Raw genomic sequence first — 15,329 nt, 5'->3', positions numbered from 1 at the left:
TTATACCCAGAAAGACCTATTTTTATCCGTACACTAGTTTGATAATCGCCGCGATTCCGACGCAGACGATGACCCCGCGCAGCACCGGTGCGGGGATCTTCCTGCCGACCTTGGCGCCGACGTAGCCGCCGATCGTGGCGCCCACGGCGATCCCGGCCACGGCCCACCAGTCGACCTCCGCCACCAGGATGAACAGCACGGCGGCCGCGCCGTTCACGATCAGGGACAGGACGTTCTTGGCGGCGTTGACCCGCTGCAGGCCGTCGGTGAGGAAGCTGCCGAGCAGGCCGATGAGCAGCACACCCTGGGCGGCGCCGAAGTAGCCGCCGTAGACGCCCGCGCCCAGCACGCCCAGCCAGAGGACGACACCGCCGTCGGGGTGCGCGTGCTCACGCCGGGCCGACAGCCAGCCGTTCAGCTTGGGCTGGATGACGACGAGCACGCAGGCCAGCCCGATCAGGATCGGCACCACGATCTGGAAGACGTCCGGGTCCAGCCAGAGCAGCAGCAGGCCGCCGGCGAGCGAGCCGATCAGCGAGGCCACACCCAGCTTGACCAGCCGCTCACGCTGCCCGGACAGCTCGGCGCGGTAGCCGTAGGCACCGGTGAACGAGCCCGGCACCAGGCCGATGCTGTTGGAGACGTTGGCCACGACCGGGTCCACGCCTACCGCCACCAGCGCGGGGAAGGTGATCAGCGACCCCGACCCCACCACCGCGTTGATGGCTCCGGCCCCGACCCCGGCCGCGCACACCGCGGCCACCTCCCACGGCGTCACTGCCCCTCCTCGCTCAGAACTCGTTTCCCGAGCTTAGAGACCTGGGAGATATCTCTTTACGCCGGGTCCTTCGGCGGGCCGAACAGGCCGCCGAGACCCTCAAGCACCTTGCCCATCTCCGACGGCACGATCCACAACTTGTTGGCGTCGCCCTTGGCGATCTCGGGCAGCATCTGCAGATACTGGTAGGCCAGCAGCCGCTGGTCGGGATTGCCCTCGTGGATGGCCTTGAACACCATGCCGATCGCGTCGGCCTGGCCCTTGGCCCGCATCGCCTGCGCCTCGGCGTCGGCCTGCGCGCGCAGCACGGCCGCCTCCGCCTCGCCGCGCGCCCGCAGCACCGCCGCCTGCTTCTCGCCCTCGGCGGTCAGGATCGCCGCCTGCCGCTGGCCCTCGGCGGTCAGTACGGCGGCGCGCTTGTCGCGGTCGGCGCGCATCTGCTTCTCCATCGAATCCTGGATGGAGGAGGGAGGGTCGATCGCCTTGAGCTCGACCCGGTTGACCCGGATGCCCCACTTGCCGGTCGCCTCGTCGAGCACGCCGCGCAGCTCGGTGTTGATCTCCTCGCGGGAGGTCAGCGTGCTTTCGAGATCCATGCCGCCGACCACGTTCCTGAGCGTGGTGACGGTCAGCTGCTCGACGGCGACGATGAAGTTGGCGATCTCGTAGGTGGCCGCCTTGGGGTTGGTGACCTGGAAGTAGATGACGGTGTCGATGGAGACGACCAGGTTGTCGGAGGTGATCACCGGCTGGGGCGGGAAGGAGACCACCTGCTCACGCAGGTCGATCTCGTCCCTGATCCGGTCGATGAACGGCATCACGAGGTTGAGTCCCGGGCCGAGCGTGCGGTGGTAGCGGCCGAGCCGTTCGACGATCGCCGCGGTCGCCTGCCCGATGATCCGGACCGTCCGGTACAGGGCCAAGCCCACCAGCACGACCACGACGAGGATGACGATGAGCTCCGTGGCCATGGCACGCTCCGGAAAGTCGTGGGGGTCCCGACCACGGAGATCCTATTTGGTTTTGTACAGAGGCGGTCGGTAACCGCACAAATACGATCTAGTGCGCTCTCGCGTACCAGCGGCCCTCGGCGCTGCGGTCCAGCGACAGCGGAACGCCGAAGGTGCGGGAGAGGTTGTCGGCGGTCATGACCACGTCGAGCGGCCCCTGCGCCACCACCGAGCCGTGCTTCAGCAGCAGCCCGTGCGTGAACCCGCTCGGCACCTCCTCGACGTGGTGCGTGACCAGCACCAGAGTCGGCGAGCGCTGGTCCCCGGCCAGCAGTGACAACCGGCGCACCAGGTCCTCGCGCCCGCCCAGGTCGAGCCCGGCGGCCGGCTCGTCCAGCAGCAGCATCTCGGGGTCCGGCATCAGCGCGCGGGCGATCTGCACCCGCTTGCGCTCGCCTTCCGACAGCGTGCCGAACCTGCGCCTGATCAGATGGGCGGCGCCCATCATGTCGATCAGCTCGACCGCGCGGGTGACGTCGTTGGAGTCGTACTCCTCCGTCCAGCGGCCCAGGATCGCGTACGACGCCGTCAGCACCAGGTCGATGACCTTCTCCTCGGCCGGGATGCGCTCGGCCAGCGCCGCGCTGGCCAGCCCGATCCGCGGACGCAGGTCGAAGACGTCGGCCTGCCCCAGCCGCTCGCCCAGAATCTCGACCAGACCTTCACTCGGATACAGCAGCGTCGCCGCCACCTGCAGCAGCGTGGTCTTGCCCGCGCCGTTCGGCCCGATGACCACCCAGCGCTCGTCCTCGTTGACCGTCCAGTCGATGCCACGCAGGAGAGCCGCGCCGTCGCGTCTGACGGCGACATCCTGTAGCCGCAGCACCTGACCGCCCATCCCCGATACCTCCTCGCGCCCGATTGTCCCGGTTGCCGGAACGCACGGGACAAACCTATTGCAGGGCGAGCACATATCGTGGATCAGTGCGCGCTGAATCACCTGTCTCCCCCGCACTCGTGGCCTGGGGCAACGCCTGGCTGGCCGGTCACGTGGGCCTCGACGAGGCCGCCGACCAGGTGGAGTCCGTCGCAGGACCCACGTTGATCGCCACCGTCCCCCTCCGTGTGCACCTCGCCGACCTGCGCTCGCAAGGTCTCCATGAGGTACGGCTGGCCCTCCCGGCCCCCGGCGACCCGCTGGGGCTGTCGGGGCCGCCCGACTTCAACGCCGCCGCGGTGGACGCCGGGCAGGCGGCGATAGCCGTACTCGCCGAGCGGAACATCGGCCTGGTGCCGGAACCCGACCTGCGCGGCTCCTCCTACCAGGGCACCGCGTTCACGGTGCACCCGGCCGGACCGGTCCGCGCCGACCTGCCCTCCGTGGCCGAGGCCGAGCGCGATCTGGCCGAGGCCATCCAGGCCGCCACCGAGGCGCTCACCTCGGTCGAAGGGCCGGGCCAGGCCCATCCCGGCCAGTTGGAGCGCGCGGGCGGCGAGCTCGCGCCCGGCTACCCGGGCCGCGCCCACCGCGTGTCCGCGCTGGCCGCGCGACTGGCGGTGATGCTCCGGCTGGCCGACGAGGGCCTCGGGCTGACCTCCGCGCAGATGGCGACCAGGTCCGCGGCCCTGCGCCAGCTTGATCACGCGGTACGGCGGGCCACCGTGGCCGCCCACCACGCGATCTTCGAGCCGATCAGGAACCCGTGAGCTTCCAGAACCGGATCCGCTTGTCCTTGCCGGCGGTGACGATGGCCGGCCTGCCCGACATCGTCACCACGGCGACCAGCAGGACGCCCTTCTTGTGGGCTTTCACCGGCTTGCCGAGCGGTTTCCTGGTCTTGGGATCCCACAGCCGCATCGTGCCGTCGGTACTACCCGAGACCAGCACCACCCGCTCGCCGACCACGCCGAACGACAACGAGTAGACGATCTTCTTGTGCCCGGTCATCGGCTTGCCGATGGACTTGCCGGTCTTCGGGTCCCAGAGGCGGATCTTGTTGTCCTTGCCGCCGGAGGCCACCACCGGGCGGCCGTCCAGCGCGCCCATCGCGATCGAGTAGACGCCCTTGGTGTGCCCCTTGTACGGCTTGCCGTACTTCTTGCGCTTGGCCAGATCCCACAGCCGCAGCGTCCTGTCCTCGCCGGCCGAGACGGCGACCACGCGTGCGCCGACGCGGCCCACCCCCAGCCAGTTGACCGATCGGGAGTGGGCGCGGACGGTCTTGCCCGCCTGCTTCCTCTTGCCCAGGTCCCAGAACTTCAGCATGCCGTTCGCGTCGCCGCTCACCGCGACCCACTTGCCGCCCGCCTTGCCGACCGCGACCGCGTAGACGGAGTCGCCGTGGTAGCCGAGGACCTTGCCCTTGCGGGTCTTGAGGTTCCAGAGGCGGACCGTGCCGTCGTACCCGCCGGAGACGGCCATCGGCGTCTTGCCCATGGTCAGGCAGGCGACGGCGTACACCTCCTGGCTGTGGCCCTTCAGCCTGGCCACGTACTTGTGGTCCTTGGCGTTCCAGATCCGCACCTGGCCGTCCTGGCCGCCGGAGACGAGCATCAGCTTGCCGGAGATGGTGATCGCGGAGACGGTCTGGACGGCTTTGGAGTGGCCCTTGAGCGGCTTGCCGTCCTGTTTGCCCAGGGCTGGGGGCTGGATGACCACCTGGGGCGGCGGCGTGGGCGTCGGGGTCGGGGTCGGGGTCGGCGTTGGGGTGGGCGTCGGGGTGATCGAGGTGGTGACGCCCGCGACGCTCTGCTTGTCCGGCTCGCCCTCGCCAGAGGTGAACAGCCTCGGCACCACGACCAGCAACGTCGCGCTCAAGGCCAGTGCGACCACCAGGGCGGCGGTGACCAGGCCGGCGCGTCTGCGCTGGTTCGGGCCCGGGTTCTGGGGGACGCCCTTGAAGAACGCGTCGTTGTCGCCCGGAGGCGGCGGCGGGCTCAGGTGAGCGTGCGGGTTCGGGTGCTGTGCGGCCTGGGGGTGCGGGCTCTGGTGCTGCGCGGCCTGGGGGTGCGGAGCCGGCTGCGCGGCCTGGGAGTGCGGAGCCGGCTGCGTGGCCGGCTGTGCGTACGGCCGGCCGTACACGCCGGAGGGGTTGGCCCATCCGGTCGGCGGCACGGGCGGCGGGAACCCCGCGGGACCCTGGGCCGGGTGGGCGGGCGGGATGGACGGCGGGTCGGCGGCGACCTGGGAGCCCGTGGTCATCGCCACGTCGGCGTCGCGCTCCGGGATGGGGCCCTGGTTCTCCAGGAGGGCGAAGAGGGTGTCGGCGGCCGTCGGGCGTTCGTCGGCGCGCTTGCTGAGGCAGGCGCGCACGATCGTGCGGAGGTTGTCGGGAAGGGCGGAGAGGTCGGCTTCCTCGTTCATCACCCGGTAGATGACGGCGGGCAGGCTGTCCTGGCCGAACGCGGGCCGCCCGGTGGCCGCGAAGGTCATCGTCAGGGCCCAGCTGAACATGTCGCCGGCCGGTCCCACCCGCTCGCCGGAGATCTGCTCGGGCGACATGTACGCGGGTGTGCCCACGACCCCGCTGCTGATCGTGATCGCCGAGTCCAGCGCCCTGGCGATGCCGAAGTCGATCACCCGGGGGCCGTCGCTGCCGATGAGCACGTTGCTGGGCTTGAAGTCGCGGTGGACGATGCCGGCCCGGTGGATGGCGGCCAGCGCGGTGACGGTGCCGACGGCCAGCCGGTAGAGCGCGCCGCCCTGGCGCGGTCCCTCGGTCTGGACGACCCGCTGCAGCGAGACGCCGTCGACCAGCTCGGAGACGATGTACGGCCATTCGCCGTCCATGTTCGCCCCGATGACCTGCGCGGTGCAGAACTGCGCGACGCGGCGGGCGGCGGCCACCTCGCGCATGAACCGCTCGCCGTCGATGCCCGGACGGTCGAGCCGGGTGTTGAGCAGTTTGATGGCGACCATCTGCCCGTCGGGGCCCTGGCCCTGGAAGACGACGCCTTGCGCGCCTTTACCCACCCGGCCCAAGAGCCGATAGTTCCCCAGCGATACAGGATCACCCTGCTGTAAGGGGTGCAAATCCGGCACGTATCCCTCCCCCTTACGCAGAAACCCCCAAGACAAGCCTGGCCAGCAACCCCAAACCCGCGCAAGCACCGCCAGATCACGAAAGATCATCACTCTTTGTGGGATATTTGCCCTCGGCAATAATCAGCTGAAGAATCTGGGATTTCCAGCACCGTAGGGGGAGCCGCATATGCGCAAGTCTCTCAGCATGCTCTTAGGCGCGAGCCTGGCCGTCACCGGATTGACCGCCATACCCGCCCAGGCAACCACAAAAGCCACCATTGTTTCCCAAACCGCCCGCGCGCCGTACTCGAACTTCAAGGTCAGCGTCAAATACAGCACCCGTACCAAGCGCGGCGGAAAGATCCTCTACAAGATCAAGGCCAAGAACCTCGGCCCCCACTACGCCGACTACTTCTGGGTCGGCGGCCAGGTCCCCAAGGGCGTCGTCCCGACGCTGCGGTGGAGCGCCGCCAAGGGCACCAAGTGCAACTGGGAAGGCCGGTACTTCTGGTGCTGGGGCCGCTACGCCCTCGAAGTCGGCGACTCCGAATGGCTCAACTTCCAGGTGACGCTCAAGAAGAACACCAAGGGCACCGCCGTGGCCAAGCTCGGCGTGATCGCCTTCGATGTGCCGCTGGGCGCGGAGAACATCGACGAGGAAGAGCTTGAGCGCATCGGCATCAAGGGCTGGAAGTGGCTCAAGACCACCAAGACCAGGATCGTCTGGCCGCCCAAGCGCCCCACGCGCGGCTGGACGCCTCCGCCGGTGGTCAAGGACTACAACCCGCCGGTGGTGCACGAAGAGTCCAACAAGAAGAAAGACACATAAAGACCTTAAGGGCGTCACTTTCCTTTACGGCAAGCCGACCGAGCCGCCACCCGCCGACCATGGCCGGCGGCCTCCAGGAAGACGCCATCAGCCCCGCACAGGGCCGGGCGCCGCAACGGCGCCCGGTCACCGGGCACGGCGCTCCCTTCCCAGCGCGCGACCAACTCCTGCTTCCCACGAGATGCGAACAACCAGCGGACCCACCGGGGAGGTCCGGCCAGGCGGGTGGTCGGGCGGGTCAGGCCAGGCCGTGGCGGACGGCGTAGAGTGCGGCCTGGGTGCGGTCCTGGACGCCGAGTTTCATGAGCACGTTCGACACGTGTGTCTTGACCGTCTTCTCCGCCACCGTCAGCGCCCGCGCGATCTCCCGGTTGGAACGTCCGGCGGCGATCAGGGTGAGGACCTCGCGTTCGCGTTCGGTCAGCTGGACCGGGCCCGGGACGTGCGCCTCGGGAGCGGACGGGCCCGCGCCGAGCATGGCCTCGGCCGCCTCGGGGGCCAGCAGCACCTGACCGCCGTGCACCGCCCGGACCGCCTGCACCAGCGCCGACGGGTCCACGTCCTTGTACAGGAAGCCCGCCGCGCCCGCCCGCATGGCCGGGCCCACGTCGGAGCGGTCGCTGACCGAGGTGAGCACCACGATCCGCGTCGCGGAACCGGTCAGGCGTTCGAGTGCGCCGAGCCCGCCGAGCACCGGCATCTTGAGGTCGAGCAGCAGCACGTCCGGCTTGAGCTCGCCGACGAGTTCGACCGCCGCCTGCCCGTCTCCGGCCTCGCCCACGACCGTGATGTCGTCCTGGAGGTCGAGGAAGGTGCGCAGGCCCTGCCGTACCACCGGATGGTCGTCGGCGATCAGCACCTTGATCAAATCCCCACCTCCACCAGAACCGTGGTCCCCTCGTCCCGGGACGAGCCGACGGTCAGCGTGCCGCCGACCGACTCCGCCCGGTCCTTCATGGACGCCAGCCCGAGCCCTCTGGAGCCGGCCTGGTCGAAACCCGTGCCGTTGTCGGCCACCGAGAGGGCCAGCTTGCCATCCTCGTACGCCAGCCGCACCCACACCTGGGTGGCGCCCGAGTGGCGCAGCGCGTTGTGCAGCGACTCCTGGGCCACGCGCAGCACCACCACCTCGACCGCCGGGTCCAGCGGCGGGAATTCGTCGCTGTCGAACGTGATGGCCGCGGGCTGCAACCGGTCGAGCATGCGTACGTGCTTGCGCAGCGTCTCGCTCAGGCCGTGGCGGTCGAGCTCGGCCGGGCGCATCTCCACGATGACCGCCCGGAGCTCGGCCATGGCCTCACCGGCCAGCTTCTGGACGCGTTCGAGCTCGGCGGCGGCCCGGTCGGGGTCGGTGCGCAGCATCGTGGCCGCGGCCTGGGCGGTCAGCCGCAGCGAGAACAGCTTCTGGGTGACCGCGTCGTGGAGTTCGCGGGCCATGCGGTTGCGCTCTTCGACGAGGGCCAGCTCGCGGCCCTGCTCGTACAGCCTGGCGTTGGTGAGCGCGATCGCGGCGTGCGCGGCGAACAATGTGAGCAGGTCCTGGTCGTCCTGGGTGAAGCCGCCGGGGGTGCGCTTGTTGGCGAGGAAGATGATGCCGAGCACCTCGTCGCCGTCGCGGATCGGGACGCCGAGGAAGTCCTTCATGACCGGGTGCGCCTTCGGCCAGTACTCGAACCTGGGGTCCTCGCGCAGGTCGGGCAGCCTCGCGGGGGTCCCCTCCTGGAGCATCGCGCCGAGCATGCCATGCTGGCGGGGCAGCGGGCCGATCGCGTCCCACTGCTTGTCGGTCAGGCCCTCGGCGACGAACTCGGCGAACGAGCCGTCCTCGTCGGGCACGCCGAGCGCGGCGTAGCGGGCGTCGAGCAGGCGTTGCGCCGAGCGCACGATGACCTGCAGCACCTCGCGCACCGACAGGTGACGGGTGACCGCCAGCACGGCCGAGCTCACGGCCTGCAATATCTCGTCGCGATCGGGGGTCACCCGACCACTCTATGGTCCTAGGTCGATGTGCCCAGTCCCGGGCGGGACTTCAGCCCGATGTACGGCGGGCCACGCCTTTCTAGCGTCTAACCATGACGAACACCGCACTCATCACCGGCGCCTCCCGCGGTCTCGGCCTCGCCCTCGCGAGGTCCCTGGCAGGTGCGGGATGGAACCTCGTCCTCACCGCGCGCGGCGCCGACGATCTGGAGAAGGTCGCCGCCGAGATCGGCGCCACCGCGATCCCCGGCGACGTGGCCGAGGCCGAGCACCGCGAACGGCTGGCCAAGGCGGCCCCCTCGCTGGACCTGCTGGTCAACAACGCCAGCGGACTCGGCGCCACACCGCTGCCGAAGATCGCGGGCTATCCGCTGGAGGCGTTCCGCGTCCTGCTGGAGACCAACGTGATCGCCCCGCTCTCCCTCATCCAGGCGACCATTCCGGCGCTCAGGGCCGCCGGGGGCGCGATCGTGAACATCACCTCCGACGCCGCCACCGGCGCCTACGAGGGCTGGGGCGGCTACGGAGCCACCAAGGCGGCCCTGGAGCAGCTCTCGAACGTCCTGGCCGCCGAAGAGCCCGACGTCGCCGTCTGGTGGGCCGATCCGGGCGAGATGAACACCCGGATGCTGGCCGACGCCGTGGGAGCCGACGAGGCCGCGGGCGCCGCCGACCCGGCGCGGGTCGCGATCGCCCTGCACGACCTCATCAAGCGCCGCCCGGCCAGCGGGCGGGTGACCCTGCAATGACCGCCATCCTGGACGGCGGGCCCTCGGGTCTCGACTTCCGGCTTCCCGCCGCGCTGGAGGCCCACGCGCCGCCCGAGGCCCGTGGTCTGTCCCGCGACGGGGTACGCCTGCTGGTGAGCCGGGGCGGCACGCACACCCATCACCCGTTCGGCGACCTGCCCGGTCAACTGGATCCCGGCGACCTCGTGGTGGTCAACAACTCGGCCACGCTTCCCGCGGCGGTGCGGCTCGACCGGCTCTCGGTGCACTTCTCCACCGCCCGCGAGGACGGGACGTGGCTGGTGGAACTGCGGCGCCGTACGGCGAAGGCGTCCGAGCCCTACGGCGGGGGCGAGCCGGGCGAGTGGCTGCCGCTGCCGGGCAACGCGACGCTCAGGCTGATCGAACGCGAGACCCCGCGGCTGTGGCGGGCGCGGCTCGACCAGGACGTGGAGAAGTACCTGGCCAGGAAGGGCGTGCCGATCCGCTACTCCTACGTGGACCGGGACTGGCCGCTGGCCGACTACCAGACGGTGTTCGGCACCGTGCCGGGCAGCGCGGAGATGCCGAGCGCGGGACGGCCGTTCACGGCGGAGCTGGTGACGGCGCTCGTGTCACGGGGCGTGGGGGTCACGCCGATCACCCTGCACACCGGCGTCGCCTCCCCGGAGAAGGACGAGCCGCCCTACGCCGAGCGCTACGACGTGCCCGAGCACACGGCGCGCCTGGTCAACCTCACGCGGCGCGATGGCGGGCGCGTGGTCGCCGTCGGCACGACCGTCGTACGGGCGCTGGAGACGGCGACCGGCGCCGACGGGCTGGTCAGGGCGTCGAACGGATGGACCAGGCACCTGGTCACGCCCGACACGCCGCCGCGTGCGGTCACCGGGCTGATCACCGGGCTGCACGAGCCGAGGTCGAGCCACCTGCTGATGCTGACGGCGTTCGCGGGCCGGGAGAGGCTGGCGGAGGCGTACGCGGAGGCGCTTCGCGAGGGGTATTTGTGGCATGAGTTTGGTGATGTGCACTTGATTCAGAAGTAATTGCTTTACATGGATTTTGCCTGCGTGATAGGAAAAGCCGACGTTCACGGGGGGTTTTCCTCGTCCCACTTTCCTCACGGAGACAGCTGCATGCGCAACTCCATCACGAAGGTAGCCACCTTCACGCTCGTCGCGGGGGCCATGATCCTTCCGGCCGTCCCGGCGGCTGCCGGCACCGCCACCACGACCACCACCGTCGCCGCCAAGGCCTCGGACCAGCCTTACTCGATCATGAAGGTGGGCGTCAGGGCGCCCAAGACGGTGAAGCGCGGCGGCAAGATCCAGTACCGGATCGACGTGCTGAACACCGGCCCCCACCAGGCCGACTACTACTGGGTCGGCGGCAAGCTGCCCAAGGGCATCGTCAACGGCCTGCGCTACAACGGCCCCAAGGGCACCCAGTGCGACTGGGACCCGACCGGGTTCTGGTGCTGGGGCCCCTGGGAGCTGGAGAAGGGTGACAAGGACTGGCTCGACATCCAGGTCACCCTGAAGAAGGGCACCCGCGGCACGGCCACCGCCCAGCTCGGGGCACTGGTGTACGACATCCCGATCGGCATGGAGAACATGGACAAGGAGGAGATCGACCGGATCGGCGGCTTCAAGTCCTGGTTCTACGGCAAGAAGGTCAAGACCAAGATCGTCCGCTAGGTCGCTCCACGCGAACCCCGGGACACCCGGGGTTCGCCCTTGGTCCGTGGTGGACGGTCAACAGGGCGTCGTGGCGGTGGGGGCCACGTGCGACGTGCGCGGCGCCCGACGATCGGCGCTCACCCCCTCCGGCGGGAGGCGGGGGCGGTGGCTTGCCGTAACGGGAAGCGGGCGTCCGAATGTTGGGCCGATGAGCAGCGGGCGGATGCGGCGCAGTACCGTGGCTCAAGTGGACCAGCGCACCCTCCTGATCACGCTCACCGGCCCCGACCGGCCCGGTGTCACCAGTCGCCTGTTCTCCGTCCTGGCCGGGTTCCCGGTCACCGTCTCCGACATCGAACAGGTCGTCATCCGCGGCCGGCTGACCCTCGGCGTGCTCGTCGCCTACGTCGGCGGCCCGTCCACCGGCACCGGCAGCACGCTCGGCGCCATGTGGACCGCCGTCGAGCGCACCGCGGAAGACCTCGGTCTGGAGGTCGAGCTCTCCACCGGCTCCCTCACCAAGGAGCAGCGCCGCCGCGGCCGCCTGTCGGTCAGCGTGCTCGGCCCCTCGCTCCCCCCGGCCGCCATCGCCGGCATCGCGGGCAGGATCGCCGCCGCCGGCGCCAACATCGACCGCATCGAACGCCTGGCCCAGTGGCCGGTCACCTGCATCGAACTGTCGGTGTCCGGTGCCGACCCCGACGCGCTGCGCGTCGAACTGGCCGCCGAGGCCGCCGCCCAGAAGGTGGACGTGGCCGTCCAGCGCACGGGCCTGTCCCGGCGGGCCAAGCGGCTCATCGTCATGGACGTCGACTCGACCCTCATCCAGGGCGAGGTCATCGAGCTGCTGGCCGCCCACGCGGGCTGCCTGGACGAGGTGGCGCGGGTCACCGAAGAGGCGATGCGCGGCGAGCTGGACTTCGCCGAGTCGCTGCGCCGCCGGGTGGCGTTGCTGGAGGGGCTGCCGGCGTCGGTGTTCGAGCAGGTGCGCCAGGAGGTCGTCCTCACCGCGGGCGCCCGGACGCTGGTGCGCACGCTCAAGCGCCTCGACTACCGCTTCGCCATCGTCAGCGGCGGCTTCACCCAGATCACCGACTCGCTGGTGTCGGACCTCGGCATCGACTACTCGGCGGCGAACGTCCTCGAAGTCGTCGACGGCCACCTCACCGGCCGGGTCGTCGGCGAGATCGTCGACCGTCCCGGCAAGGCGCGCGCGCTGGAGCGCTTCGCCCGCGAGGCCGGCATCGCGATCAGCCAGACGGTCGCGATCGGCGACGGCGCCAACGACCTCGACATGATCGCCACCGCCGGGCTGGGCATCGCCTTCAACGCCAAGCCCGTCGTCCGCCAGGCCGCCGACACCGCCGTCAACTCCCCGTACCTGGACGTGATCCTCTACCTCCTCGGCATCTCCCGCGACGAGGTCGAGGCCGCCGACGCCGAGGACGACGTCCTGGCGCCGAACTGAGCGCGACGGCTCAGCGCCGGGTGACCGATCGGGCCAGGTCGAGGGCGTCGGTGTTCAGGGTGCGCAGCGCCGGGTGGGCGGTGACCGCGTGGCGCAACGCCCGCCGTACCGAGGAGGGCTCGCCCTCGGCGGCCTCCTCCAGCAGCTCGTCGACGTGGCTGGCCACCTCGTCCAGCCCGTCGCCGTAGGCGTCCTCCTCCGGAGGCCGCGTGTTGTCCCGTACGGCCCGCGCGCTCGCCACCAGCCGGTCGGCCACCGCGTCGAGCACGGCGGTGGTGGCGTCGGATCCCACCTCCGAGCCCCGCAGCACCGCGGCCAGCAGCAGCGCGTCGTCGCGCAGCTTCCTGGACAGGGTGAGGGCGGCGCGTAGTTCCTCGGGCGCCTGTCCGCGGGGTTCCTTCTCCAGCCGGTCAAGCGACTCGCCGAGCCGGTCGGCGGCCTGACCGGCGGCCTCGGTGCGCTCGGACATGGCGTCGAGGTCGCGTTCGGCCAGGGCGCGGATGACCGCGGCGTGCTCGGTCAGGAGGTCCACGGTCAGGTCCTTGATCCCGCTCGCCTCGCCGCGCGGCCACAACAGCCGGGCGGCGACCAGCGCGAGCACGCCGCCGCCCGCGGTCAGCACGAGGCGGATTCCCGCGGCCTCCCAGTCCAGCCGGGTCGAGAAGTCCGTCAGCAGCAGCGCCAGCGGCGTCGCGAACACCGTCCAGTACCCGTAGCTGACCTCACGCAGCGCGAACCCGAGCGTCCCGAAGACCAGCACCGTCGCCACGATCGTGTACGCGCTCGGCACCGCCGCCAGCACCAGCGCCGCCGCGCCGGCGCCGACCACGGTCCCGGCGACCCGGAGCACCACCCGGTCCACGGTGTCGCCATAGGTGGAGCGCAGGCCCATCATCACGGTGAACACGAACCACTTGCCGTAGTGCTCGTGCAGGCCCACCATCAGCGCCATCGACGCGGCCACCGCGATGCCGAGCCTCCCGGCGTGCTCGGGTTCGTCGCCGAACCTGAGCTGCCAGGTGAACCGCGGCAACCGGGCCGGGGCCTGGATGCCCTCGCTGGTGAACACCCCGAGCGTCCGCACCGCCACGGCGATCCGGTCGAGACAGCGCCGTACCTGACCGAGGAGCGCGACGGTCCGCAGCGACTCCGGGTCGGACAGCCGCCGCGCCCGCAGCCGCGAGATGTGCTCGGCGAAGTCGGCCGTGGCCGCCATCGCGACCGGCACACCCACGACGCTGCCCGCGGCCACCTGCCGCAACGCGGCCGTCAGCGCCGCGACGACCTTGTCGATCTCCTGCCGTTCCGCGCCCGCCTCCGCCCGGAACGCCCGCAGCGCCACCGTCTCGTGAAAGATCCGCACCAGCGTCTGCACGTAGGCGTCCGGCGACCGGTCGAGATCCTCCCCACCGCGATACGCGGCGGAGGAGGTGGCGGCGTCATCCAGCGCCTGGGACCCGCGCTCGCGCAGCTCGGCCCAGTCCTCCTCGGACCGCCCGAGCCCCTCCAGCATGCCGGCCAGAGCCTCGACCGCCTCGTCGAAGGCGTCCTTCAGCGGGTCGAGCCGTCGCACGGGCCACAGCGCGAGCGCGAGCACGCAGAACTCGATCCCCCCGAGCCCGACCATCAAGGCGCCGTCGAACCCCACCCGGGGGATCAGATAGAACCCCGTGACCACGGCCAGCACCGGCGGCATCCCCACGGTCCGCCACTGCCCGCCGGCCGCCGCCACCAGCCCGATCACCCCGACCGCCCACCACGGGTGCGGCGCGATCAATGTCCCGAGCCAGAACCCCGCCGCGATCAGCCCCACCTTGATGGCGAGATTCCGGGCGCGCTGCCCGTACGGCTTCCCGTAGGCATCCCCGAAAGCCGTGAAATAGGCCCCCAGAGCCGCCAGCCCACCCGCCTGCGGCGCCCCGGCCACGGACCCGATCACCAGCGGAAGCGCGATCGCCACCCCGCACAGCAGCCCGTAGCCCCACGGCGGACGGGCGGGCAGCTCGAAACCACGCCTCAGCGAACGAACGGCCCCCCGCATGGATCCGCCCCCGGTGTAGCTCCTAGGCCTGCTTGGGATCCCAGCGCGTGACCAGGCGTCCCTCCCCTGGCCAGAGATCTACCCAGGCCGAAGCCATCTGGATCACCGCGAACGACCCAGGCCGAAACCCGTAATCCCCACCCGCCAGCCCGAGCGCCAGCTCGTGAACCCCCGGGTTGTGCCCGCACAGGACCAGCGTCCGCGCCTCCGGATCCTGCAGCCGCACCAGCGCCAGCAGTTCGTCGGCGTAAGCCTCGTAGATGTCCTGCTCGAAGCTGACGCTTCGCTCGGGGAAAGCCAGCTCCGCGGTACGCCGCGTGCGCAGGGACGGAGAACAGAGCACCAGGTCAGGCTCGTACCCCAGAGCCCGGATCTCGTCACCGGCCCGCCCGGCGTCCCGCTCGCCCCGCTCGGTGAGCGGCCGATCCCGATCCGCCAGCCCCGGGACCTGGGCGGCCTTGGCGTGCCTCAGCACGATGAGCGTACGCACGCCGCTCACCCTCTCGACGCCCAGACGGCGAGCCCGACGAGAACGCCCAGGATCACCACCATGGCCAGCAGAATCAGGGCCAGCGTCCTGCCACCGTTGGGCCGCTTCTCTTCCACCCGCCCAGTTTCCCACCCGACCACCCCGCCCCGGCATCCGCCCGGTTCCAGTTTCGCCTCATGCCGTTGGCGTTGGGCCGGCCCGTGCCGGTCCTTGCCGCGGTGGCCGGTCAACGGGGCGTCGTGGCGGTGGGGACCACGTGCGACGTGCGCGGCGCCCGACGATCGGCGCGCGCCCGCTGCGGCGGGAGGTGGGGGCGGTGGCTTTGCCGTAACGGAAGGGCGGGTTTTACGGACGCGAAAAGGCGC

Annotated in this window: 14 protein-coding genes; 6 read left to right on the top strand and 8 right to left on the bottom strand. The window is 70.8% G+C overall.

Annotation, left to right across the window (positions count from 1 at the left end):
- Positions 1 to 22: 22 nt before the first annotated feature.
- From ACIBHY_RS23240 to ACIBHY_RS23230, 3 genes are all read right to left on the bottom strand, one after another.
- The gene (locus ACIBHY_RS23240) at positions 23 to 778 is read right to left on the bottom strand and encodes a sulfite exporter TauE/SafE family protein (protein ID WP_397247522.1); all 756 of its coding nucleotides are present in this window, start codon (positions 776 to 778) and stop codon (positions 23 to 25) included.
- Positions 779 to 834: 56 nt separating this feature from the next.
- Positions 835 to 1,749, bottom strand: coding sequence for an SPFH domain-containing protein (locus tag ACIBHY_RS23235; RefSeq protein WP_397247520.1), 915 nt, complete (start codon positions 1,747 to 1,749; stop codon positions 835 to 837).
- Between the two features lie 88 nt (positions 1,750 to 1,837).
- Complete coding sequence (locus tag ACIBHY_RS23230) at positions 1,838 to 2,626, bottom strand: ABC transporter ATP-binding protein (protein ID WP_397247518.1); 789 nt, start codon at positions 2,624 to 2,626, stop codon at positions 1,838 to 1,840.
- Positions 2,627 to 2,712: 86 nt separating this feature from the next.
- Between ACIBHY_RS23230 and ACIBHY_RS23225 the strand changes: the two genes are divergently transcribed.
- Positions 2,713 to 3,435, top strand: a complete 723-nt coding sequence (locus tag ACIBHY_RS23225) for a hypothetical protein (RefSeq protein ID WP_397247516.1) — start codon at positions 2,713 to 2,715, stop codon at positions 3,433 to 3,435.
- Here the strand turns inward: ACIBHY_RS23225 and ACIBHY_RS23220 are convergent.
- Entirely contained in the window at positions 3,422 to 5,710 is a 2,289-nt protein-coding gene (locus tag ACIBHY_RS23220) for a protein kinase (protein WP_397307688.1), read from the bottom strand. The genes ACIBHY_RS23225 and ACIBHY_RS23220 overlap by 14 nt on opposite strands.
- A 229-nt stretch (positions 5,711 to 5,939) precedes the next feature.
- Between ACIBHY_RS23220 and ACIBHY_RS23215 the strand changes: the two genes are divergently transcribed.
- Positions 5,940 to 6,581 (top strand): hypothetical protein, encoded by a 642-nt coding sequence (locus ACIBHY_RS23215; protein ID WP_397247512.1) that lies wholly within the window; start codon positions 5,940 to 5,942, stop codon positions 6,579 to 6,581.
- 238 nt (positions 6,582 to 6,819) lie between these two features.
- On the opposite strand, the gene ACIBHY_RS23210 is transcribed toward ACIBHY_RS23215, so the two are convergent.
- Both ACIBHY_RS23210 and ACIBHY_RS23205 read right to left on the bottom strand, forming a co-directional pair.
- The gene (locus ACIBHY_RS23210) at positions 6,820 to 7,449 is read right to left on the bottom strand and encodes a response regulator (RefSeq protein ID WP_397247510.1); all 630 of its coding nucleotides are present in this window, start codon (positions 7,447 to 7,449) and stop codon (positions 6,820 to 6,822) included.
- Entirely contained in the window at positions 7,446 to 8,561 is a 1,116-nt protein-coding gene (locus tag ACIBHY_RS23205; RefSeq protein ID WP_397307687.1) for a GAF domain-containing protein, read from the bottom strand. The genes ACIBHY_RS23210 and ACIBHY_RS23205 overlap by 4 nt, the downstream gene beginning before the upstream one ends.
- Positions 8,562 to 8,653: 92 nt before the next feature.
- On the opposite strand from ACIBHY_RS23205, the gene ACIBHY_RS23200 reads away from it, so the two are divergent.
- From ACIBHY_RS23200 to serB, 4 genes are all read left to right on the top strand, one after another.
- On the top strand, positions 8,654 to 9,310 hold the full coding sequence (locus tag ACIBHY_RS23200; RefSeq protein ID WP_397247506.1) for an SDR family NAD(P)-dependent oxidoreductase: 657 nt from the start codon (positions 8,654 to 8,656) through the stop codon (positions 9,308 to 9,310).
- A complete protein-coding gene (locus ACIBHY_RS23195; RefSeq protein WP_397307686.1) occupies positions 9,307 to 10,332 on the top strand; it encodes an S-adenosylmethionine:tRNA ribosyltransferase-isomerase in 1,026 nt (341 codons plus the stop codon). Before ACIBHY_RS23200 ends, ACIBHY_RS23195 begins: the two co-directional genes overlap by 4 nt.
- 90 nt (positions 10,333 to 10,422) lie before the next feature.
- Positions 10,423 to 10,983 carry a hypothetical protein gene (locus tag ACIBHY_RS23190; protein ID WP_397307685.1) on the top strand — a complete coding sequence of 187 codons (561 nt, stop codon included), beginning with the start codon at positions 10,423 to 10,425 and terminating at the stop codon, positions 10,981 to 10,983.
- A gap of 229 nt (positions 10,984 to 11,212) precedes the next feature.
- Positions 11,213 to 12,433 (top strand): phosphoserine phosphatase SerB, encoded by a 1,221-nt coding sequence (gene serB / locus ACIBHY_RS23185; RefSeq protein WP_397247500.1) that lies wholly within the window; start codon positions 11,213 to 11,215, stop codon positions 12,431 to 12,433.
- A gap of 10 nt (positions 12,434 to 12,443) precedes the next feature.
- Here serB and ACIBHY_RS23180 read toward each other — a convergent pair whose 3' ends face one another.
- Together ACIBHY_RS23180 and ACIBHY_RS23175 are read right to left on the bottom strand one after the other, a co-directional pair.
- Positions 12,444 to 14,474 (bottom strand): FUSC family protein, encoded by a 2,031-nt coding sequence (locus ACIBHY_RS23180; protein ID WP_397247498.1) that lies wholly within the window; start codon positions 14,472 to 14,474, stop codon positions 12,444 to 12,446.
- A gap of 22 nt (positions 14,475 to 14,496) precedes the next feature.
- Positions 14,497 to 14,964, bottom strand: coding sequence for a SixA phosphatase family protein (locus ACIBHY_RS23175; RefSeq protein ID WP_397307684.1), 468 nt, complete (start codon positions 14,962 to 14,964; stop codon positions 14,497 to 14,499).
- Positions 14,965 to 15,329: the final 365 nt, after the last annotated feature.

The organism is Nonomuraea sp. NPDC050547 (genome assembly GCF_044457345.1).
GTDB lineage: Bacteria > Actinomycetota > Actinomycetes > Streptosporangiales > Streptosporangiaceae > Nonomuraea.
Note: the sequence above shows the minus strand (reverse complement) of the source record. Positions and strands in the feature narration are given on the sequence as shown.

Excerpts from the sequence above, each read along its gene's own strand:
- ACIBHY_RS23235 (WP_397247520.1), bottom strand. The coding sequence starts at position 1,749 with ATGGCCACGGAGCTCATCGTCATCCTCGTCGTGGTCGTGCTGGTGGGC.
- ACIBHY_RS23230 (WP_397247518.1), bottom strand. The coding sequence starts at position 2,626 with ATGGGCGGTCAGGTGCTGCGGCTACAGGATGTCGCCGTCAGACGCGAC.
- ACIBHY_RS23215 (WP_397247512.1), top strand. The coding sequence starts at position 5,940 with ATGCGCAAGTCTCTCAGCATGCTCTTAGGCGCGAGCCTGGCCGTCACC.
- ACIBHY_RS23200 (WP_397247506.1), top strand. The coding sequence starts at position 8,654 with ATGACGAACACCGCACTCATCACCGGCGCCTCCCGCGGTCTCGGCCTC.
- ACIBHY_RS23195 (WP_397307686.1), top strand. The coding sequence starts at position 9,307 with ATGACCGCCATCCTGGACGGCGGGCCCTCGGGTCTCGACTTCCGGCTT.
- ACIBHY_RS23190 (WP_397307685.1), top strand. The coding sequence starts at position 10,423 with ATGCGCAACTCCATCACGAAGGTAGCCACCTTCACGCTCGTCGCGGGG.
- ACIBHY_RS23180 (WP_397247498.1), bottom strand. The coding sequence starts at position 14,474 with ATGCGGGGGGCCGTTCGTTCGCTGAGGCGTGGTTTCGAGCTGCCCGCC.